The following is a 20,875-nucleotide window of genomic DNA, read 5'->3' on the forward strand; positions in this document are numbered from 1 at the left end:
CGGTCAGGAACCCGTCGGCCGCAGAAGGGGCAGGACCAACTGGTCGATCATCTCTTCCATCTCCAGGTCATCCCATTCGCTTCCGCGCATCTTGGAGCGGTACATCATCATGGCCGGAATCGCATCGAAGACGTAGTCGTTCGCGGCGTCAGGGCGCACCTCTCCTCGCTCAATTCCGCGAGTGACAATCTGGTGCAGCAGCTTGACGCTCGGCTCCACCACCCCGTTGAAGATGACCGCATGGAAGCGCTCCGCCTGCACCTGGTCGCACTCGTGAATGACCGCGCGCAGCGCGAAGCCGGGGCGGGAGAACATCGCCTCGCGTGCCTGGCGGCAGAGTTCGAGCAGGTCCTCGCGCACGCCACCGAGGTCGGGCACCTCCTCGAAACGCGGCAGCCCGGCCCTGAGGGCGTCCGCGACGAGATCCTCCTTGGACGGCCAGCGACGATAGACCGCGGCCTTGCCCGTCTGGGCCACGGCCGCGACACCTTCCATCGTGAGGCCGTTCCAGCCGACCGTGCTGAGCTGCTCCAGGGCGGCGTCGAGGATCGCCCGTTCCAGCACGGGGCCGCGCCGACGGGGTGAGGCCGTCTGAGCGGGGGCGGCCGTCCAGCGCGAGGTAACCATCTGAGTGTCTCCAGCGAACAGGGAAGCGGGAATTCCGGGGAGGGCGGGTGGGTCGCGCGGCGACATAGGGGGATACGCCACGCACCGACAAACTTAAGTGAACGCTTGCGTTCACTACTGGGGACTCACTACCGTAAGCGCGACAGTGAACGCCACCGTTCACTAAAGCGCTTGTGGGGGACTCATCGTGACAACCTCTCAGTTGATCAACAGTCAGAAGCCAGGCGCGGCCCGCCGGGAAGGGCGTCCCGGCATCGCGCTCGCCGTCATCGCGGCCTGCCAACTCATGGTGGTGCTCGACGCGACGATTGTGAACATCGCCCTGCCGCACATTCAAGACGCGCTCAAGTTCAGCACCACCGACCTCACCTGGGTCGTCAGCGCCTACACCCTCACCTTCGGCGGTCTGCTCCTTCTGGGCGGCCGGGCAGGTGACATCCTCGGGCGCCGCCGGGTCTTCCTGACCGGCATCCTGTTGTTCACCTTCGCCTCGCTGCTCGGCGGACTCGCCCAGGAACCCTGGCAGCTGCTGGCCGCACGCGTCCTGCAGGGCATGGGAGGCGCCATCGCGTCGCCCACCTCGCTGGCGCTGATCACCACCACCTTCCCCGAAGGGCCCGAGCGGAACCGGGCGTTCGGCGTCTTCGCCGCGGTCTCCGCGGGCGGCGGCGCGATAGGTCTGCTGGCGGGAGGCATGCTCACGGAGTGGCTCGACTGGCGGTGGGTGCTCTTCGTCAACGTGCCCATCGGCGTGCTGATCGCGGTCCTGACCCCGCTCTACATCAGCGAGTCCGAACGGCACACCGGCCGCTTCGACATCGCGGGCGCTCTGACCTCCACGGGAGGCATGGCCCTGCTGGTCTACGGCTTCATCCGCGCCGCCGACGAGGGCTGGCGGGACAGCCTGACCATCGGGTCCTTCGGCGTCGCCGTGGTTCTTCTTTTGGCCTTCGCGTACATCGAGTCGCGAGCCAAGGAACCCATCACGCCGCTGCGGATGTTCGCCGACCGCAACCGCGCGGGCACCTACGTGATCATGCTGAGCCTGGCCGCGGCGATGTTCGGCATGTTCTTCTACATCGTGCTCTTCGTCCAGAACGTACTGGACTACACCCCGATCGAGGCCGGTCTCGCCTTCCTGCCGGTGACCGTCGTGATCGCGCTGGGCGCGGGTCTGTCGCAGCGGTTCCTGCCGGTGTTCGGCCCCAAGCCGTTCATGCTCACGGGGTCGGCGCTGGCCGTGGCCGGACTCGCCTGGCAGGCGCTCATCAGCTCCGACAGCTCCTACGCGGGCGGGGTACTGGGTCCGATGCTGGTCTTCGGCTTCGGCATGGGGCTGAACTTCGTGACGCTGACGATCACAGCGGTCTCCGGTGTCGCCCAGCACGAGGCCGGCGCGGCTTCCGGACTCCTCAACGCCATGCAACAGGTGGGTGGTTCGCTCGGCCTGTCCATCCTGACGACGGTGTTCGGATCGGCCAGCAAGGACGAGGCGGAGAAGCAGCTGCCGAACTTCATGGCTGACGGTTCCGCGGAGCAGAAGGCGGAGTTCGCCAAGACGCACCAACTGCCCGCCCCGTGGGGGCACGAGGTGCTCGCCCAGGGCATCTCCACGGGCTTCGTCGCGGCAGCCGCGATGGCCGTACTCGCCCTGGTCAGCGCCTGGTTGGTGATCAAGGTCCGCAAGAGCGACCTGGAGGCGCTCGCCGGCACGGCGGGTCCGGGCCTCGGCTGATCGCGCCGGGCTCACGCCCAGAACCGGATGGCCGGGCAAGGACCCTTGGGTCCACGACAGCCCGGCCGTCCGCGCACGCGGCACCCACGACAGCACAGGGGGCACCCACCACAACGCGGCGAGCGCCGCCCCCGACAACGGCAGCCATACCGGCAACCACCACCCCACCGAAACCACCCCCCGCGCCTGGTCTCCCTCGCGCCAACCGGCCTACCCGTCGCACAGCAACTGCCACGACAACGAGCGGATGGTCACGCAGAGTTCCCGACGCACACGGAGAGTTTCCGAACTCGGTGAACATCAGAGCGCGGCGCCCCTAAGATCGCGGTGCCCCCCCAGAGCGCGGCACCTCCAAGATCGCGGCGAGCTTCAGAGCACGGCGCCACCAAGATCGCGGCGAGCCTCAGAGCACGGCGGTTCACCAGACGAAGACGGGCGCCCCAAGGCCTCTCAACCCGCGCCCACCCGCATCGCCCCTCAGCCCTCCACCCGCATCCACTCCGGAAAGTCCTCGGTCCGCGCCACCCACTCGGCGGGCGGTGCCCCGGCCTTCCCGCCGGCGATCACCCCGCCCACGATGGCGCAGGTCGTGTCCACGTCGCCGCCGACCTGTGCGGTCGTCCAGAACGCCGATTCATAGTCGCCGAGAGACCTGGCGGCCGACCAGAGCGCGAACGGCACGGTGTCATGGGCCGTCGTACGGCGCCCGCACCCCAGCACCGCGGCGACGGTCGAGGCGTCGCCGTAGTCGAGCATGTCCCGGGCCCTGCGCAGGCCCGCGCCGACGGCACTCCTGGGGACGAGAGCGATGACCCCGTCGAGGAGTGCACCAGGGCTCGGCGGCCCCTTGGGGTCCGCCGCCAGGGCGGCTGCCGCGGCGACGGCCATGGCGCCGGCCACGGCCTCCCGGTGCTGGTGTGTGGGATACGCCGAGATTTCGGCCTGGTGGGTCGCCTGTTCCGGGTCGTCCGCGTAGTAGGCACCGAGGGGCGCGATGCGCATCGCGGCACCGTTGCCCCAGGAGCCCTGCCCGTTGAAGAGGGCCGCGGCCAGCTCACGCCAGTCGCCGCCCTCGCGGACCAGCCGCAGCAGACGGTTGACGGCGGGGCCGTAACCGCGGTCGAAGTCGTGGTGATGGGCGAAGGAGTGGGCCAGTGCGTCCTGGTCGATGCGGTGGTGGGCGCTCAGGACGGCCACCACGGAGCAGGCCATCTCGGTGTCGTCCGTCCACTGCCAGTGGCCGGACGGCAGCTCACGGTTCTGGAGGAGCGGGTAGTTCACAGGCACGAAGAACTGCGAGCCCAGCGCGTCTCCCACGGCCAGACCACGCAGACTGGCCAGGGCGCGCTCGAGGCGCCCGTCGGTTGAGGAGTCAGCGGTCATCGGTCCGCCACTCTAGTCGGTGATCCCGTACGGTTCCGGATCCCGCCAACGATCGAATGGTCTGTCCATCAGGTACTTGCCGTCGTCCCCGAGGACGAGCATCCGCATCTCCGCGTTCCCCGGGTTCGACAGCGACTCGAATTCCGCGACCGTCCAGTGGAACCAGCGCATGCAGAACAGCCGCATGGCCAGGCCGTGCGTCACGATCAGGACGTTGGGCGGGTGGTCGGGCGCCTCGAAGCTGCGGAACAGGCTCTCCAGGAAGCCGCCGACCCGGTCGTACACGTCGGCCCCGGACTCTCCCTGGGCGAACCGGTAGAAGAAGTGCCCGTAGGCATCCCGATAGGCCTTCTGAAGGCGTACGTCGTCGCGGTCCTGCCAGTTCCCCCAGTCCTGCTCCCGCAGCCGGGGCTCCTCACGCACCCGTATGAGCTCGGGGTCCAGATGGAAGGCGCGCAGCGTCTCGTGGGTACGGCGGTAGGGGGAGACGTACACACTGACGCGTTCCCGGCCGAAGACCTCGCGCAGCCGTTTCCCCGTCTCCTCTGCCTGCCGCCAGCCCTGCTCCGTGAGGGCCAGGGCGTGGTCGGGCTCGCGTTCATACACGGTGTCATCAACATTGCCCGTTGACTCCCCGTGCCGGACAAGGACGATGCGCCGTGGTCGTGCCATGCCAAAACCCTAGATCGAGTCGGCCCGTATCGAGGACTCGTACGGGCTCCATACGGCGTAGGTCACATGGTTTCCGCACCAGGAGTCACTTATGAACCCACACGTACCGAGTTCGGATCTCAAACTATCCAGGCCGGCTCGAGGTCCACGATGTCACCCGTGAGGGCGGCGACGTCGGCCTCGGTCTGGGCACGCAGAGCGAGGCGCTCCACCCTTTCGGTGCGGTATTTGCCGTGTTCGGCGGCCGACCGCCACATGGAGAGCACCAGGAACTCGTGCCCCGGAGCCTCGCCGAACAGTCCCCGGATCATGCCGGGCGAGCCGGCCATCGCCGGGTTCCAGACCTTCTCCTGCATTAGGGTGAAATGCTCCGCGCGCTCCTCGTGGACGCGGCAGTGGGCGAACCGCACCAGGTCGGCGTCGGTGAAGCGGGGCTCGAAGCCCGTCTTCACGTCGAAGCGGTAGTCGAACAGCTTGACCTGGATGTCCTTGAACGTGCCTGACTGGGCCGCCGCGAGCCGGTCGTGGGAACGCGCCATGAAGGAGTCGTAGAAGGAACGGCTCTCCCAGAAGGAGAAGATGTGCGCCACACCCTGCCGCCCCCGGCTCCAGCCTCCGCCCTGTCCCCGAAACCCCGGCTCTCCCAGAAGCCCCGCCCACTTTCGCTGCCCCCGCTCGAAGCCGCGGCGGTCCACCACGGTGCAGCGAATCCACTTGACCAGCACCGCGCCATCGTAAGGCCACCGAGCGTGGCGTCGGTCACGCTCGGCGGGAGAGCGCACCCCCAACTGTCGGACCCTCGTGGCAGGATGGACAACAGGTCTTGCCTGACCGGCAGTTCGGACCGTGGACGCAGGGGGAAGGGGACGTCTGGTGAGCGCTGTCAACAAGGGGATCCGCAAGGTCGAGGTCGCGCTCAAGTGGGATCCGAGTCCGGCCGGGCAGCCGGACACCGATCTGGACATCGTTGCCGCGACGTACGTGGCGGACGCCCCGTACGGAGATCCCGCCTATGTGGTCCACTTCGACAGCCGCTCCCCCGACGGCACCATCTACCTCAACCGGGACAGCAAGGACGGCAAGGGCTTCGGCTGGGACGAGGTCATGACGCTGGAGCTCGACCGGCTCGACGCGCGGTACACGCGTGTGGTGGTCGGCGCCGTCATCCAGCAGCGCTCCGTGCACCGCACCTTCGTCGGCGTGGCGAATCCCGCCCTGCGCATAAGGGAGGGCTACACAGTCCTCGCCGAGGACGACTTCGGCAGCGTCCTCGGCGCGACGGCCGCGACCATCGCCGAGTTCGTCCGCCAGGAAACCGGTTCCTGGGACTTCCACCCGGGGATCAGCGGCTTCGAGGACGACCCCGCCACCTTCACCCGGACGATGGGTCGCCGGTGACCCGTCTGCGGGCCACGGTTCGCAGGGGACGCGTCAGCCGGAGACCCACCCGGGGACCGTCGGCAGCACCGTCTCGGCCACGCGGAGCAGGGCGAAGTCGTCGGGGACGACGTCGTCCTGGCGCCATATGGTGACCTCGTAGAAGCCACCGCCGTCCTCGGCGTTCTTGGCGACCACCAGACTGCGGGCGATGCCGCCGGGACCGCTGTCGACCTTGCCACCGCCGAAGTTGAACTGCAGGGCGATGGTCCGGTCCGAGTAGAGGACCGCCGGGTGCCCGCCTATCACCGTGTTCTGCGCCGATTTCCCCAGGAAGCCCGTCATCTCGGCCACCGGAGTGTCGTCCTCGGACGTGGAGAGCTTGACGGAGTACGTGGCGAGCTGGATCTCCGCCTCGGGCGTGACGGTCTTGGTGCCGTCGGCCCAGTTGCTCGAGGTCTCCTTGCCGCTGGCGTTCATGGCGTACTCGTCCGGGGTGCCGAGCAGCATGGGCAGGTCCGCGCGGTTCAGAGCCGTGCACAGCTGCATCCCGGAGACGGGCTTCGAGGGCCGGGTGCCGTCCGATGCGTCACACGCGGCTGGTTCGGGTTCACTGGCCTTCTGCTGAAAGGTCCCTGACAACAGAAGAAAGGCGAGGCCCCCGACCGTCACCAGGGCCAACAAGGCCTGGCCCCACTCGTTCATGCCCTTCTCGGGTCTCTCGACGCTCTGCGCGGCATCGGTGATCTGCTGCTCGCTCATGTCCCCCGTGTCCCCACCCTGATCTTCGCGCCGGTCGTGCGCGGAGGGAGCCTAGCGCGTGATCGACTCGTGGAGAAACGGAAAAGAACGAGGGCGGTGCGGCCGGTTTCCCGACCGCACCGCCCTACGCGGCTAGTTCGACGTCAGCTGCAACCGCTGGTCGAGCCACAGCCCTCGCAGATGTAGCAGGAACCGGCCCGCTGCATCTTCGTACCGCAGGAGAAGCAGAGCGGGGCGTCGGCCTGGATGCCCAGCTGCATCTCCACCAGCTCGGCGCTGGTGTGGGCCTGCTTCGGGGCGGGCTTGGCCGCCTCGACCTCGGCCTTCGGCGTGGCGACCGCCTTCAGCTCCTGGGTGCGGGGAGCCGACTGGGCCAGTCCCTCGACGTCGACCTCGTCCTCGGTCGGCTCGTAGGAGCCGGTCTCCAGGTGGCGCTGACGCTCCTCGGCGGAGTGGATGCCGAGCGCGGAGCGCGTCTCGAAGGGCAGGAAGTCCAGCGCCAGGCGGCGGAAGATGTAGTCGACGATCGACTGCGCCATCCGCACGTCCGGGTCGTCCGTCATACCGGCCGGCTCGAAGCGCATGTTGGTGAACTTCGAGACGTACGTCTCCAGCGGCACGCCGTACTGGAGGCCGACGGAGACCGCGATGGAGAAGGCGTCCATCATGCCCGCGAGGGTCGAGCCCTGCTTCGACATCTTCAGGAAGACCTCGCCGAGACCGTCGTCCGGGTAGGAGTTGGCGGTCATGTAGCCCTCGGCGCCGCCGACCGTGAAGGACGTGGTGATGCCGGGACGGCCCTTCGGGAGGCGCTTGCGGACCGGGCGGTACTCGATGACCTTCTCGACCGTCTCGCGGATGGTCGCCTCGGCCTTCTCGGTGACCTCGGCCTTCTCCTTGGTCTTCGCGGAGAGGGGCTGGCCGACCTTGCAGTTGTCGCGGTAGATGGCGAGCGCCTTGACGCCCATCTTCCAGGCCTCGAAGTAGATCTCCTCGACCTCCTCGACGGTCGCCGACTCCGGCATGTTGACCGTCTTGGACAGGGCGCCGGAGATCCACGGCTGGATCGCGGCCATCATGCGGACGTGGCCCATCGCGGAGATGGAGCGCTCGCCCATGGCGCAGTCGAAGACCTCGTAGTGCTCGTGCTTGAGGCCGGGAGCGTCGACGACATTGCCGTTCTCGGCGATGTGGGCGACGATCGCCTCGATCTGCTCCTCCTGGTAGCCCAGGCGGCGCAGGGCCTGCGGGACCGTGCCGTTGACGATCTGCATCGAGCCGCCGCCGACCAGCTTCTTGAACTTGACCAGCGCGAGGTCGGGCTCAAGACCGGTGGTGTCGCAGGACATCGCGAGACCGATGGTGCCGGTGGGGGCGATGACGGACGCCTGGGAGTTACGGAAACCGTTCTTCTCACCGAGACGCAGCACGTCCTGCCAGGCCTCCGTGGCGGCGGCCCAGATCGGCGTGTCCAGGTCGTCCATGCGGACGGCCTTGGTGTTCTCGTCGGCGTGCTGCTTCATGACCCGCAGGTGCGGCTGCGCGTTGCGGGCGTAGCCGTCGTACGGGCCGACGACCGCGGCGAGTTCGGCGGAGCGCCGGTACGAGGTGCCGGTCATCAGGGAGGTGATGGAGCCGGCGAGGGCACGGCCGCCGTCGGAGTCGTAGGCGTGGCCGGTCGCCATCAGCAGGGCGCCGAGGTTGGCGTAGCCGATGCCGAGCTGGCGGAACGCGCGCGTGTTCTCGCCGATCTTCTGGGTCGGGAAGTCGGCGAAGCAGATGGAGATGTCCATCGCCGTGATGACGAGCTCGACGACCTTCGCGAAGCGCTCGACGTCGAAGGACTGGTGGCCCTTGCCGTCGTCCTTCAGGAACTTCATGAGGTTCAGCGAAGCGAGGTTGCAGGACGTGTTGTCCAGGTGCATGTACTCGCTGCACGGGTTCGAGCCGTTGATACGGCCGGACTCCGGGCACGTGTGCCAGTGGTTGATGGTGTCGTCGTACTGGATGCCCGGGTCGGCACAGGCCCACGCGGCCTCGGCCATCTTGCGGAACAGCGCCTTGGCGTCGACCTCTTCGATGACCTCACCGGTCATGCGGGACGTCAGACCGAACTTGCCGCCCGTCTCGACCGCCTTCATGAAGGTGTCGTTCACGCGGACCGAGTTGTTGGCGTTCTGGTACTGGACCGACGTGATGTCGTCGCCGCCCAGGTCCATGTCGAAGCCCGCGTCGCGCAGGGCGCGGATCTTCTCCTCTTCCTTCACCTTGGTCTCGATGAAGTCCTCGATGTCGGGGTGGTCGACGTCGAGGATGACCATCTTGGCGGCGCGGCGCGTGGCGCCACCCGACTTGATCGTTCCTGCGGAGGCGTCGGCACCGCGCATGAAGGAGACAGGACCCGAGGCGTTGCCGCCGGAGGACAGCAGCTCCTTGGAGGAGCGGATGCGGGAGAGGTTCAGGCCGGCACCGGAACCGCCCTTGAAGATCATGCCCTCTTCCTTGTACCAGTCGAGGATCGACTCCATGGAGTCGTCGACGGCCAGGATGAAGCAGGCGGAGACCTGCTGCGGCTGGGGCGTACCGACGTTGAACCACACAGGGCTGTTGAAGCTGAAGATCTGGTGCAGGAGGGCGTACGCCAGCTCGTGCTCGAAGATCTCCGCATCGGCGGGCGAGGCGAAGTACTTGTAGTCCTCACCGGCCTTCCGGTACGTCTTCACGATGCGGTCGATCAGCTGCTTGAGGCCGGTCTCGCGCTGCGGGGTGCCGACGGCACCGCGGAAGTACTTGCTGGTGACGATGTTGACCGCATTCACCGACCAGAAGTCGGGGAACTCGACGCCGCGCTGCTCGAAGTTGACCGAGCCGTCGCGCCAGTTGGTCATGACGACGTCACGGCGCTCCCAGGCCACCTCGTCGTACGGGTGCACGCCGGGGGTGGTGTGGATGCGCTCGATGCGCAGGCCCTTGTTCGCAGCCGCCTTGGTGCCCTTGGCGCGGGAACTCCGTGCCGGACCGCTCGCCGTCTCTGTCATGCCGCCTCCCTGTACGGGCTAAAACGCCCTGAAGTGCCACGATGTTCCCGTGACACGGTGTTTTGTCTGGTGCTGCGGGCACCCACCTACCGCCCGCAACAGGTCTCGTTTGCCGCCGTCCGGCCGGCCCGGGGGTCCTGGCCCGGTCCGGCCCGCCGATCAGTCGGCGGCGCGGGCGGGCTCGGGGACCTGAGCGGTCCCGCCGGGCCCGCGATCGTCTTCCTGGCTCCCCACGACGGCCTCATTGCCGCCCTCAGCCTCTCCGCGGTCCTCGTCGTCCGCGGCGGGGGGTCCCGTGTCTTCCCTCAGTTCCGCGATCGCGGCCTCGAAGTCCTCGAGCGAGTCGAATGCCCGGTAGACGGAGGCGAAACGCAGATACGCGACGAGATCGAGCTCCTGCAACGGGCCGAGTATGGCCAGCCCCACGTCGTGGGTGGTCAGCTCGGCGCTTCCGGTGGCCCGCACCGCCTCCTCGACCCGTTGGCCGAGCTGAGCGAGCGCGTCCTCGGTGACAGGCCGTCCCTGGCATGCCTTGCGCACACCGTTGATGACCTTGGTACGGCTGAAAGGCTCGGTGACTCCGGACCGCTTGACCACCATCAGCGAGCACGTCTCCACGGTCGTGAAACGACGGGAGCAGTCCGGACACTGGCGGCGTCTGCGGATCGACGTGCCGTCGTCGGTCGTACGACTGTCGACGACGCGGCTGTCGGGGTGCCTGCAGAAGGGGCAGTGCATGAACTCCCAACCCTCCTCACAGCAGACTCAATAGCCTCGCTGGGCCCCATGAGCCCCTCGAAGCAGCCCCAAGCATAGGCGATGACAGCGGGCACGGAGACCCGGGGGACCACAACTTCTGGGCTGCTGTAGCAATCCAAGCACTACATGTAGGGATTGGCGCGACATACACGCCGTACGCGCGTGTCGCACGTGTATAGGCATGTGCCGTACGACCGCCCCGGCCCGCGCCGAACACGACGCACAGCCGTATCGCTGCGCAGCATGCGGAGATACCGTGGGCGCCACAAGGAGGGGACGTGGGATTCCCGCAGAGATGGAAGCCGGTGCCCGGCTGACGGGCCACCTGGTGGCAGACTGGGCCAGCGGACCGCGAGGTCGCCACCGGCGGTGAAGAGTACAGCAATGGCCCCTTCAGTTCGGCGGTCGGCGCGTTAGCCATACACCCAGACACTTGATCGCGGCAGGCGATCCGCGATTTTTCACTCGAACGTGTGTTTGGCGCAACCTTTCGAAAGCAACTACCGTTGTCCAGCAGGGAGACCATCGAGAGGGGCCGACGTGACCACGACCGCAGACAGTGCCACCATCACTGCCCAGGACCGTTCCCAGGGCCGACTCGAGCCGGTGCATGCGATGAACGAAGCCGTGAATCCAGAGGGACACAAGCGCTCCCTGCCGGGCCGGCCTCCAGGCATCAGGGCCGACAGCTCGGGACTCACGGACCGGCAGCGCCGAGTGATCGAGGTCATCAGGGACTCGGTCCAGCGGCGCGGCTACCCGCCGTCCATGCGGGAGATCGGCCAGGCGGTGGGCCTGTCGAGCACCTCGTCCGTCGCGCATCAGCTGATGGCGCTGGAGCGCAAGGGCTTCCTGCGCCGCGACCCGCACCGTCCGCGTGCGTACGAGGTGCGCGGCTCCGACCAGGGCGCCTCGGCGCAGCCGACGGACACCGCGGGCAAGCCCGCCGCGTCGTACGTCCCGCTGGTGGGCCGGATCGCCGCCGGTGGCCCGATCCTCGCCGAGGAATCGGTCGAGGACGTGTTCCCCCTGCCGCGTCAGCTCGTCGGTGACGGTGAGCTGTTCGTCCTCAAGGTCGTCGGTGACTCGATGATCGAGGCCGCGATCTGCGACGGCGACTGGGTCACCGTCCGCCGCCAACCCGTCGCCGAGAACGGTGACATCGTCGCCGCGATGCTCGACGGCGAGGCCACCGTCAAGCGCTTCAAGCGCGAGGACGGCCATGTCTGGCTCCTCCCCCACAACGCCGCGTACGAGCCGATCCCCGGCGACGACGCGACGATCCTCGGCAAGGTGGTGGCCGTACTGCGGCGCGTCTGAGCACCGCGGCAGGCCTCGCCGACACGACCGGGCCCCGGAACCTCTGCGCCGGTTCCGGGGCCCTGCGCTGTCCGGGCCCCGGCCCCTGCGTCGGGGGGATGGATGCCCCCCACGCTCACTCCGCTTCCGCCTGGGCTTTCCCTGCCTCGGCCGCGAGTTCCGCCGCCTCGGTCACCTTCGCGGCGGCGTCGATCGCCGCGAGTGACCTCCGGACCTGGTTACGGTCCGTCGTGTACCAGAAGTCAGGCAGTGACGCCTTCAGATAGCTGCCGTACCGCGCGGTGGCCAGCCTCTGATCCAGTACGGCCACGACGCCACGGTCCCCCGATGCCCGGACGAGACGACCCGCGCCCTGCGCCATGAGAAGTGCCGCGTGCGTGGCGGCGACGGCCATGAAGCCGTTGCCCCCCGCCTCCTCGACGGCCTTCTGCCGGGCGCTCATCAGGGGGTCGTCGGGACGCGGGAAGGGGATCTTGTCCATGACGACGAGCTGACAGCTGGGGCCGGGTACGTCGACGCCCTGCCACAGCGACAGGGTGCCGAAGAGGCAGGTCTTCGGGTCTGCCGCGAAGTTCTTGATCAGTTCACCGAGGGTCTCCTCGCCCTGGAGGAGGATCGGGAACTCCGGGATACGGGAGCGCAGTTCCTCGGCAGCCAGCTGGGCCGCCCTCATGGACGAGAACAGGCCCAGGGTGCGGCCGCCGGCCGCCTGGATGAGCTCGGTCAGCTCGTCGAGCATGTCCACGCGGTCGCCGTCGCGCGCGGGGCGCGAGAGGTGCTTGGCCACGTACAGGATGCCCTGCCTGGGGTAGTCGAAGGGCGAACCCACGTCCACGCCCTTCCACTTCGGCAGGTCATCGCCCTCGGTCCCCTCCGGGGCGAGCCCTAGGGACGCTCCCACGCCGTTGAAGTCGCCGCCCAGTTTCAGGGTCGCCGAGGTCAGGACCACGGAGCGGTCCGCGAACAGTTTCTCCCTCAAGAGGCCCGAAACCGACATGGGCGCTACGCGCAGGGAAGCACCGAAGCGGTCGTGGCGCTCGTACCAGACGACGTCCCACTCCGAGCCGTTCGTGATCCGCTCCGCCACGTCGTGAACCGACTCCACGGAGGCGAGCGCCTGCTTGCGGACCGCGTCCTCGTCCTGGACCGACTTGTCGCGGGTCGCGCCGATCGCGGAGATGACCGTACGCGCGGCGTCCCGCAGGGCCATGAGGGCGTAGCCCAGGTCCTCCGGAATCTCCTCCAGGCGGCCGGGCAGGGCGAGCTCCATCAGCCGCTCGAAGCCCTCGGCGGCGGTCTGGAGCTGGTCGGCCGCCTTTTCGTTGACCAGCTTCGCGGCGCGACGCACCGCTCGGTTCACCTGGCCGGGGGTGAGCTCGCCGGTGGCGACACCGGTGACCCGTGAGACCAGCTCATGAGCCTCGTCGACGATCAGCACCTCGTGCTGCGGGAGGACCGGGGCGCCTTCGATGGCGTCGATCGCGAGCAGCGCGTGGTTGGTGACGACGACCTCGGCGAGTTTGGCGCGCTCACGGGCCATCTCGGCGAAGCACTCCGCTCCATAGGCGCACTTCGTGGCGCCCAGGCACTCCCGGGAGGACACGGAGATCTGCGCCCAGGCCCGGTCCGAGACACCGGGAGTGAGGTCGTCACGGTCCCCGGTCTCGGTGTCCTGGGACCAGTCCCGCAGCCGCAGGAGGTCCTGTCCCAGCTTGCTGGTGGGCGCGGCAGCCTCGAACTGGTCGAAGAGGCCCTCCTCCTCGTCCTGCGGAACTCCTTCGTGTAGCCGGTGCAGACACAGGTAGTTCGACCGGCCCTTGAGCATCGCGAACTCGGGGCGGCGGCGCAGCAGCGGATGCAGCGCGTCGACCGTGCGCGGCAGGTCACGCTCGACGAGCTGTCTCTGGAGGGCCAGGGTGGCCGTCGCGACGACGACCCGCTCCCCGTGCGCCAGCGCGGGCACGAGATAGCCCAGCGACTTTCCGGTGCCGGTGCCGGCCTGCACCAGCAGATGGGAGCTGTCGTCGATCGCATCCCTGACGGATTCGGCCATGGTCACCTGGCCGGGGCGCTCCGTGCCGCCGACGGCAGTGACGGCAGCATGCAGGAGTTCGGGGAGTGAGGGCTTCGTCATAGCGCGACCACCCTACGACCCGGCACTGACATTGGGGTGATCAAGGCGAGGACGAGGGCCGGGAACAGGGCGGGATCAGGACCGGGAGCAGCTCGGAGCAGTCGAGAGCCGGTGTCGAATCGGCTCGACTCGGTTCGCATCGGACCGGGTCTGGCACGAATGGGTCGGGATCCGTCCGTCGAGGGCCGAAAGTGGCCGGAGACCTCTCCGATTGACGCGGCCCGCGGCTCACGACTGGCGCGGTCTGTGACGGGCGAGGCCCGCACAAAAAATTTCGGGGCGAGTGGGAACCGGCCCGCCGCGAGCGGTGTACCAAAAGTGATTGCGCGATGACGCGCGGCTACAGCAGATCGCGCAGGGACCGCTCCCTGACCATGAGGGCCGCCCGCTTGGCGGGCAGCTCGATCTCGGCGGAGAAACGGAAGCCTGCGCTCAGGAAGGCGGTGACGGACGGAATGTTGCGAAGGTCGGGTTCCGCGATGACGCGGGCGCAGGCGGGCCGCTTGTCGAGCACGAGATCGGCCAGGGAGCGGAGGAGTGTGCTGCCAAGACCGCGCCCGCGATGGGGGACTTCTCCGATGAGGAGATGGATACCGGTGTCATGTGGTCTGGCCGGATAGTGGCGGGCTACCGGATCGAGGTCCGCACGGTAGATCTCCCAGTAGCTCATCGGCGTGCCCTCCAGCACTCCGAGGCAGGGCACGCTGCGTCCGTCGCCGGTCAGCTGGGACCGCAGATGCTCCTCCGTCACGCTCTGGGGCCCGGCCAGCTCCCAGAACGCGGTCACGGCGGGGTCGTTCATCCAGCGGCTGACGAGAGGGAGGTCCCGTTCGACCTGCACCGGCACCAGGTGGAACACGCCTGCCGGGGTGGTTACCGGGCCCCAGTCGGCGATGTTGCCGAGCAGGTCCGCAGAGGTAGTGGTGAGTGCGGTGTTCGGCGGTGTGGTGTACGGCGGTGCAGTGTTCTGCGCTGTGGTGCCGTCGTCCCGGCCCGGTTCTCGGTGTCCGTCTCCGTCGGTTCCCTCCGGAGCGAGAAGCGCGAGGAGTTCCTCGGGCAGACGCAGTTCCAGCGTGTCCTCGCTGTCGGTGCCCTGGTGGGGGCCAGGTGTGGCGGCGCCGGTCTCAGCATCGGGATCGGCCTCGGTATCGGCGTTGGCAGCGTCGGCGTCGGCGTCGGCGTCGGCCGAGGGGACGGAAACAGATTTGGTGTGGGCACGGGTGGCTGACACTGCGGGCCTCTCAGGAGGTGGGGTGGGTCATGTTCCTCAGGAGTGAAGGGGGTTGGCGATGGTGACGTAGACGGACTGGGTGTCGACCGGACCGACGAGCTCGTCGAGGCCGTGCACTCGGGTCAGCAGGTTTGCCTTGCAGCGCAGGACGGGTGAGTCGAGCAGGCGGCTGGGCAGGGTGCTGCGCATTCGGTCGGGTCCGGAGGCCACGTCGTCCAGGAAGCGGCGGAAGGCGGCGAGCAACAGCCGTTCGTCGGCCAGGTGCTGGGAGCCGAACGCACCGATGAGCCCGAGGACGTTGTTGATCGCCAGGTAGTAGGCGAAGCGCTCATCGGTGACTTCGTCGGAGACAAAGGTGTCGCTGCGTTGCCCGATGCCCGGCAACCGGGCATCGAGTTCCGCCCGACGGGACTCGCGGAAGTAGTAGCCCTGGTTGTCGCGGTATCGGCCGCCGGCGGGCCAGCCATCGGCATCGAGCAGCACCAGGGTGTTCTGCTGGTGCGCCTCCAGTGCGATACCCGCCTCGCCGTCGAACCACAGCACCGGGCGAACGACCTGCTCGAGATAGCGCAGGAACCACTCGGCGGCAACGGCTCCCTGGGGCCGGCCGGTCCGGAAGGCGAGGCGGGTGACGAGCTCGGCCAGCCGGGATCGCCAGGTCGTTCGGCCTGTGTCGGGGTCGGCGCAGGGACGGGGTGAGACCAGTCCGGCGACGCAGGAGACGTCGTGCGACGGGGTGAACGGGTTGTGACGGAGCACCACGTCAAGGCCGGGGACGGGAGTGCCGTCGGGTGCGTCGACAGCCAGCCAGGCGGGGTCGCGCACGATGTCGAACGCGGGGTGGGCCGCCTGCCACTCCCTCGACAGGCCGGCACGCAGAAGTCGGTGCACCTCGACACCGCGGTGGAGTTCCTTGCGGAGGTTCTCACGGCGGGAGTTGGTGATGCACAGGCCGAGCGAGAGCTTGAGCATGGCGGGAGCGCCGGAGCGATGGACCGTACGTACGGAGGAGGTGGGATGCCAAGGGGAGCCGTGATCACCGAGGTCCCGGAGCATTCCTGATGCGAAGAGCGGGGCGGCTTCGGGGCGGAGCCGGACCTCGCGGAGCTGCCAGGGGTGCATCGGCAGAGCGGTGTGGCCGTCGGGCAGGGGCAGGTCGGGTCCGGCCAAGCGCTGGGTGAGGTGGGCCGCGGGGACGGGACGGCCGCGTTCGGTCCAGGCCGAGTCGGTGGCGAGGAGAGAGGGGTCGACAGCGAGCCAGCGCAGCGGGAAGGAGCCACGCAGTTCGGGTGAGTAGGAGGCGGCTTCGGCTTCGGAGAGGCCCTCGCGGCTCTTCGGGGCCGGGTGAAGTGGGTGGCCGAGGACGAGTGCCTGTTCGGCGGCGAGGAAGAGGTCGGGTCCGTCGTCGGGGTGCTTGCGGCGCTCACGAACGAAGACGGCCGTGCGGCGAACGGAGTCGGCGACGCGGGCGGGGAGTTCGGCACCTGCGGGAGCGGTCAGTTCGGCACCTGCGGGAGCGGTCAGTTCAGCACTTGCGAGAGCAGTGAGTTCGGCACCAGCGAGAGCAGTGAGTTCGGGGCCCACGGATGCCGGGTCCGTCGGCATCGACTCGCGGGAGAGCAGTGCTGCGAGGGTGACCGCGTCCACCGGCGGGGCCTGCACGGGGGCGCCGTCGAGGCAGGGACGGCCGAAGCGGTGCCAGCCCGTCGGGGACCAGTACTGAACGGGGACGAGGAGGGAGGTGCCGCTTGCAGGAAGGGGGATGTGGAGGATTCCGGTGCCAGGTGCGGGCGCCGGGAGGTCGTTCTCTCGGACCCAGCAGCGCAGCAGGTTCTCCACGGCTGCGGCCTCGGCTGCGGTATGCGCGTCGGGGTGGTCCAGGAAGTCCGGGGTGGTGTCCAACACGGCGTCGGGCAGGCGTTCCTGTCGTGGTGGGCCGGCTTGGGCGGGGGTGCGGTGGGGCCGAGGTGAGCTTGGGAGAGGAGGGGCCGTGGGGGGCTGCGTAGACGTGCGGTTGTGAGGAGTGGGGGTGGGGGTGGTGTTCACGTTCGCTGTTCCTCGGGCTGCCTGGGGATCGTTCTGGGACTGCGGGGTGCGTTCTCTGTCCTGGAGTACGGAGGGGCTGGTGGAGCGGAGGGGCTGGTGGTGGTGGATGTTCAGTCGGCTTGTGCGGCTGGTGACCGGGAGGAACTCGGGCCGCATTGCGGCTCTGGCGGGTGCTTTGACCGCTGCGTTGCCGATGCCGTGGGGGCTGCCGCATAAGCGGCCCGGCAATCTCCCTCGGCGCTGGGATGGCGGCGGCCACGGGCTCGGGACAGTCGGTGTCCCACCCGACCAGGCGCCACTGCGGACCTGCGGCGCCCTCGGCTCTCCGTACCGCCTCCCTCACTCCGAAGACGACCCGGGACAACGCATTGACACAGGCACAGGCAGAGGCCCAAGGCCAGCCACAGCAACGAAACCCACTCCGCTCCTCGGCAACTCCCCCACTCACCCCACCCCTCTATCCCCCGCTCCGTCGGCGCCGCTGTTGCTGCATCCCGCTCCCGGGGACGTGATCGCGGGCCACCGCTGCCACGGCATCGGCGAGGCGGTCGAGGACGGCGGTTGCCTGTTCGTCGGTGATCGTCAGGGGTGGGAGCAGGCGGACAACGCTCGAGTGACGGCCGCCGAGTTCGACGATCAGGCCACGTCGGAGGCACTCCCGCTGGACGGCGGCGGCGAGTGCAGGAGAGGCGGGGCGAGGAAGACGAGGGCGAAGGGAACCCACCCCGCCGGCACCCGAAGCACCACTCACCGGCGATCCGGCCCCGCCACCAGCCCGGCTACCGCCAACACCCCCGCCTTCACCGCACTCATCAACTCCGCCGCCCCCAACGCCCCCACCCCGCCCCGGGTCCGCACCAACCCCCCACCCCTCCGAATCCACCATCTCCACCGGCTCCACCGGCTCCACCGGCTCCACCGGCTCCACCATCTCCACGCCGATCATCAGCCCCCGCCCCCGCACATCACCGATCACTGGGAACTCCTCGGCCAGGAGGCGCAGTTGGTCCAGCATGCGCGTCCCGAGGGCGGCCGCTCGTTCGGTGAGGGCGTTTTCGCGGACGTAGGCCATCGTGGCCGTGCCCGCGGCCATGGCGAGTTGGTTGCCGCGGAAGGTGCCGGCGTGGGCGCCGGGTTCCCAGACGTCGAGGTCGTCCCGGTAGACGACGACCGCGAGGGGCAGACTGCCGCCGATGGCCTTGGAGAGCACCATGACGTCCGGGGTGATGCCGCTGTGCTCCACCGCCCAGAAGGCGCCGGTGCGTCCGACGCCCGTCTGGACCTCGTCGGCGATCAGCGGGATCGAGCGGTCGGCCGTGATCTGCCGCATGCGCCGCATCCAGTCGTCCGGAGCGGGGAGGACCCCGCCCTCGCCCTGGACGGGTTCGAGGATCATCCCGGCGGGCAGCGGAACCCCGGACTTGGGGTCGTCGAGGACGGACTCGGTCCAGCGGGCGGCGAGTTCGGCGCCCTGGGGACCGCCTACGCCGAAGGGGCAGCGGTAGTCCTGCGGGTAGGGCAGCCGGGCGACCCGCACCTCGGAGGCATGGCCGGAGGCTTCGAGGGCGCCGGAGGTCATGCCGTGGTAGGCGCCGGCGAAGGCGAGAAGTTCGCTGCGGCCGGTCGCGGCACGTACGAGCTTGAAGGCGGCCTCGACCGCGTCGGTGCCGGCCGGTCCGCAGAACTGCACGCGCGCGTGGCCGGCGAGACCGGGCGGCAGGGTGCGGAACAGCTCGGTGATGAAGGCGTCCTTGACGGGGGTGGCGAGGTCGAGGGCGTGGAGGGGCGCGCCCGAGTCGAGGACCTTGCGGATCGCTTCGAGGACGACGGGGTGGTTGTGGCCAAGGGCCAAGGTACCGGCGCCCGAGAGGCAGTCGAGGTAACGGCGGCCGTCGGCACCCTCGATGGTCAGACCGCGGGCGCGGACGGGCACGATCGGGAGGGCGCGGGCATAGGTGCGGGCCGCCGATTCGCGGGCCGACTGGCGCCGCAGGATCCCCTCGTGCGCGGCCCGGGCCGCCGACGCGTCCTGGACGACAGTCCGCCCCGCCGTGGCCTTCCCCGATGCGGCCTCGGTCACGGCGGTCTCGGTCACGGCGGTCTCGGTCACGGCCATGGTTCTCCCGTCGTCGCGCTGTGCTGGGGCAAGCGGTTCCCTCGCGGACTCGCCCGCCCCGACATACGGAACCCCGTGAGCCTTTGCTCGACATCTCGGCACATCGATGACCCGATGGCTGGAAAGCCTCCGGGAATCGGGGCGCGGGAACCCGGCTGTCCGCAGGCAGGGTCGTGGGCAAGAGCCCCCACCGCTACCAACCCCGGACCGCTCACCGGGTTACGGGCGGTCCGAAGATCTTTGGAGTGACGTAACTGTTGCGATTCCGTCGGAAGTCACCCACAGCGGGCGCATAGTGTGTGGTGCCGTTCCAAGACGTGGTGCCGGAGGGCGAACTCGCGGGACGTTCGCGGGAAGTTGCCGGCCCTGGCATCCGGTTCATGCGTACGCATCCGGTTCGCCCGTACCAGGGGGAGGCAGAGCATGCGATCAGATCCGCTGTCGTTCACCGCTCGCGGCGAAGGCGGGAGGGGCGCGCGCCGCAGAACCTCCTCCGTGCTGACCGCCGTGGCTCTCGTCTCGGTGCTGGCCCTGACCGCGACCGCCTGCGACTCCAAGGGCGCCGACGTGGACGCGCGGGCTTCGGCGTCGGCATCGTCCGGCGAGGGCGACGGCAAGATCACGATCCCCGACGACATCAAGGACCGGCTCAAGGAGCACGGAATCGATGTCGACCAGTGGAAGAACGGGGCCTGGAAGGACTGGGACAGGGACGACTGGCTGCGCGAGGCCCAGGACTACATCAACCCGATCATCGAGGGCCTGTGGAATCCGGACCGGATGCGCCGGGCCGAGGATCCCGACCGGGGTGTCCAGGAGAGCGACCTCTCGGGTGACCAGGGGGTCACCGACCCGGAGCCGGCGCCGGTGGACGCGAAGGCCGTATCGCCTACGTATCACGACAAGGTCCCTGAGGCGGGCAAGGTGTTCTTCGACTCCCCCGAGGGCACGATGGTGTGCTCGGCGACGGTCGTGGCGGATCCGGCCGCTCCGGGCAGGTCCAACCTGGTCTGGACGGCGGGGCATTGTGTGCACGCGGGCCGGAACGGCGGTTGGTACCGCAACATCGCGTTCGCGCCGTCGTACAACGACCAGGCCCTGGCGGGTGAGGAGTTGACGAGTGCGAGCGAGGACGAGCTGGCTCCGTACGGCGTCTGGTGGGCCGACTGGGCGGGAACCTCGGAGCAGTGGATCGCGCAGGGCGGGCCGACCGGCGGGGCCGGGGCGCCGTACGACTTCGCCGTGATCCATGTGACGCCGGAAGACGGAGGGAACGGCAAGTCGCTGGAGGAGACGGTCGGTTCGGCTCTGCCGGTGGACTTCGCCGCTCCGGCGGTGCCGCGGGTGCGGACCATCACGGCCAGCGGGTATCCGGCAGCGGCGCCGTTCGACGGGGAGTCGCTGTACCAGTGTCAGGACAGGCCCGGGCGGCTGTCGCTGAACGCCTCGGATCCGACCATGTACCGCATCGGCTGCACCATGACCGGTGGTTCGTCCGGTGGCGGCTGGGTCGCGGCCGGGGCGGACGGTCGGCCGGCGCTGGTGTCCAACACCTCCATAGGCCCGGTGAGCGCGGGCTGGCTGGCCGGACCCCGGCTGGGTCAGGTGGCCGAGGGGGTGTACGACTCGGTCAGCCGGAAGCGCTCGGGACAGTGATCGCGCCCGGCCCCCACCT

The 20,875-nt window shown here is 69.0% G+C and carries 15 protein-coding genes; 4 read left to right on the forward strand and 11 right to left on the reverse strand.

What is annotated here, in order from left to right:
* Nucleotides 1–3: 3 nt before the first annotated feature.
* Nucleotides 4–627, reverse strand: a complete 624-nt coding sequence (locus AQJ54_RS18180; protein WP_062238507.1) for a TetR/AcrR family transcriptional regulator — start codon at nt 625–627, stop codon at nt 4–6.
* 187 nt (nt 628–814) lie between these two features.
* Between AQJ54_RS18180 and AQJ54_RS18185 the strand changes: the two genes are divergently transcribed.
* Nucleotides 815–2,362, forward strand: a complete 1,548-nt coding sequence (locus tag AQJ54_RS18185) for an MFS transporter (protein ID WP_062238510.1) — start codon at nt 815–817, stop codon at nt 2,360–2,362.
* A gap of 477 nt (nt 2,363–2,839) precedes the next feature.
* On the opposite strand, the gene AQJ54_RS18190 is transcribed toward AQJ54_RS18185, so the two are convergent.
* From AQJ54_RS18190 to AQJ54_RS18200, 3 genes are all read right to left on the reverse strand, one after another.
* The gene (locus AQJ54_RS18190; protein ID WP_062022589.1) at nt 2,840–3,745 is read right to left on the reverse strand and encodes an ADP-ribosylglycohydrolase family protein; all 906 of its coding nucleotides are present in this window, start codon (nt 3,743–3,745) and stop codon (nt 2,840–2,842) included.
* Between the two features lie 12 nt (nt 3,746–3,757).
* Complete coding sequence (locus AQJ54_RS18195) at nt 3,758–4,417, reverse strand: histidine phosphatase family protein (protein ID WP_062022592.1); 660 nt, start codon at nt 4,415–4,417, stop codon at nt 3,758–3,760.
* Nucleotides 4,418–4,536: 119 nt separating this feature from the next.
* A complete protein-coding gene (locus tag AQJ54_RS18200; RefSeq protein ID WP_028809894.1) occupies nt 4,537–5,142 on the reverse strand; it encodes a YdbC family protein in 606 nt (201 codons plus the stop codon).
* Between the two features lie 148 nt (nt 5,143–5,290).
* On the opposite strand from AQJ54_RS18200, the gene AQJ54_RS18205 reads away from it, so the two are divergent.
* The gene (locus tag AQJ54_RS18205; protein WP_062238511.1) at nt 5,291–5,815 is read left to right on the forward strand and encodes a TerD family protein; all 525 of its coding nucleotides are present in this window, start codon (nt 5,291–5,293) and stop codon (nt 5,813–5,815) included.
* A gap of 33 nt (nt 5,816–5,848) precedes the next feature.
* Here the strand turns inward: AQJ54_RS18205 and AQJ54_RS18210 are convergent, their stop codons facing one another.
* The 3 genes from AQJ54_RS18210 to nrdR form a co-directional block, all read right to left on the reverse strand.
* The gene (locus AQJ54_RS18210) at nt 5,849–6,556 is read right to left on the reverse strand and encodes a DUF6215 domain-containing protein (RefSeq protein ID WP_062238513.1); all 708 of its coding nucleotides are present in this window, start codon (nt 6,554–6,556) and stop codon (nt 5,849–5,851) included.
* A 143-nt stretch (nt 6,557–6,699) separates the two neighbouring features.
* Nucleotides 6,700–9,594 carry a vitamin B12-dependent ribonucleotide reductase gene (locus AQJ54_RS18215; RefSeq protein ID WP_062238515.1) on the reverse strand — a complete coding sequence of 965 codons (2,895 nt, stop codon included), beginning with the start codon at nt 9,592–9,594 and terminating at the stop codon, nt 6,700–6,702.
* A 159-nt stretch (nt 9,595–9,753) separates the two neighbouring features.
* Entirely contained in the window at nt 9,754–10,332 is a 579-nt protein-coding gene (gene nrdR, locus AQJ54_RS18220) for a transcriptional regulator NrdR (protein ID WP_062238517.1), read from the reverse strand.
* 561 nt (nt 10,333–10,893) lie between these two features.
* Here nrdR and lexA point away from each other — a divergent pair.
* Nucleotides 10,894–11,673 carry a transcriptional repressor LexA gene (lexA, locus tag AQJ54_RS18225; RefSeq protein WP_020139143.1) on the forward strand — a complete coding sequence of 260 codons (780 nt, stop codon included), beginning with the start codon at nt 10,894–10,896 and terminating at the stop codon, nt 11,671–11,673.
* A 115-nt stretch (nt 11,674–11,788) separates the two neighbouring features.
* Here lexA and AQJ54_RS18230 read toward each other — a convergent pair whose 3' ends face one another.
* The 4 genes from AQJ54_RS18230 to AQJ54_RS18245 all read right to left on the reverse strand — a co-directional run bounded on the left by AQJ54_RS18230 (nt 11,789) and on the right by AQJ54_RS18245 (nt 19,194).
* Nucleotides 11,789–13,807 carry an ATP-dependent DNA helicase gene (locus AQJ54_RS18230; protein ID WP_062238519.1) on the reverse strand — a complete coding sequence of 673 codons (2,019 nt, stop codon included), beginning with the start codon at nt 13,805–13,807 and terminating at the stop codon, nt 11,789–11,791.
* Between the two features lie 340 nt (nt 13,808–14,147).
* A complete protein-coding gene (locus tag AQJ54_RS18235) occupies nt 14,148–15,038 on the reverse strand; it encodes a GNAT family N-acetyltransferase (RefSeq protein ID WP_062238521.1) in 891 nt (296 codons plus the stop codon).
* Between the two features lie 36 nt (nt 15,039–15,074).
* Nucleotides 15,075–17,084, reverse strand: a complete 2,010-nt coding sequence (locus AQJ54_RS18240) for an IucA/IucC family protein (protein WP_062238523.1) — start codon at nt 17,082–17,084, stop codon at nt 15,075–15,077.
* Between the two features lie 457 nt (nt 17,085–17,541).
* Nucleotides 17,542–19,194 carry a diaminobutyrate--2-oxoglutarate transaminase family protein gene (locus AQJ54_RS18245; protein WP_428843793.1) on the reverse strand — a complete coding sequence of 551 codons (1,653 nt, stop codon included), beginning with the start codon at nt 19,192–19,194 and terminating at the stop codon, nt 17,542–17,544.
* Between the two features lie 429 nt (nt 19,195–19,623).
* On the opposite strand from AQJ54_RS18245, the gene AQJ54_RS18250 reads away from it, so the two are divergent.
* Nucleotides 19,624–20,856 carry a trypsin-like serine peptidase gene (locus AQJ54_RS18250; RefSeq protein ID WP_062238525.1) on the forward strand — a complete coding sequence of 411 codons (1,233 nt, stop codon included), beginning with the start codon at nt 19,624–19,626 and terminating at the stop codon, nt 20,854–20,856.
* The last annotated feature ends 19 nt before the right edge of the window (nt 20,857–20,875 follow it).

It is taken from the genome of Streptomyces griseorubiginosus, from assembly GCF_001514195.1.
Classification (GTDB): domain Bacteria; phylum Actinomycetota; class Actinomycetes; order Streptomycetales; family Streptomycetaceae; genus Streptomyces; species Streptomyces griseorubiginosus.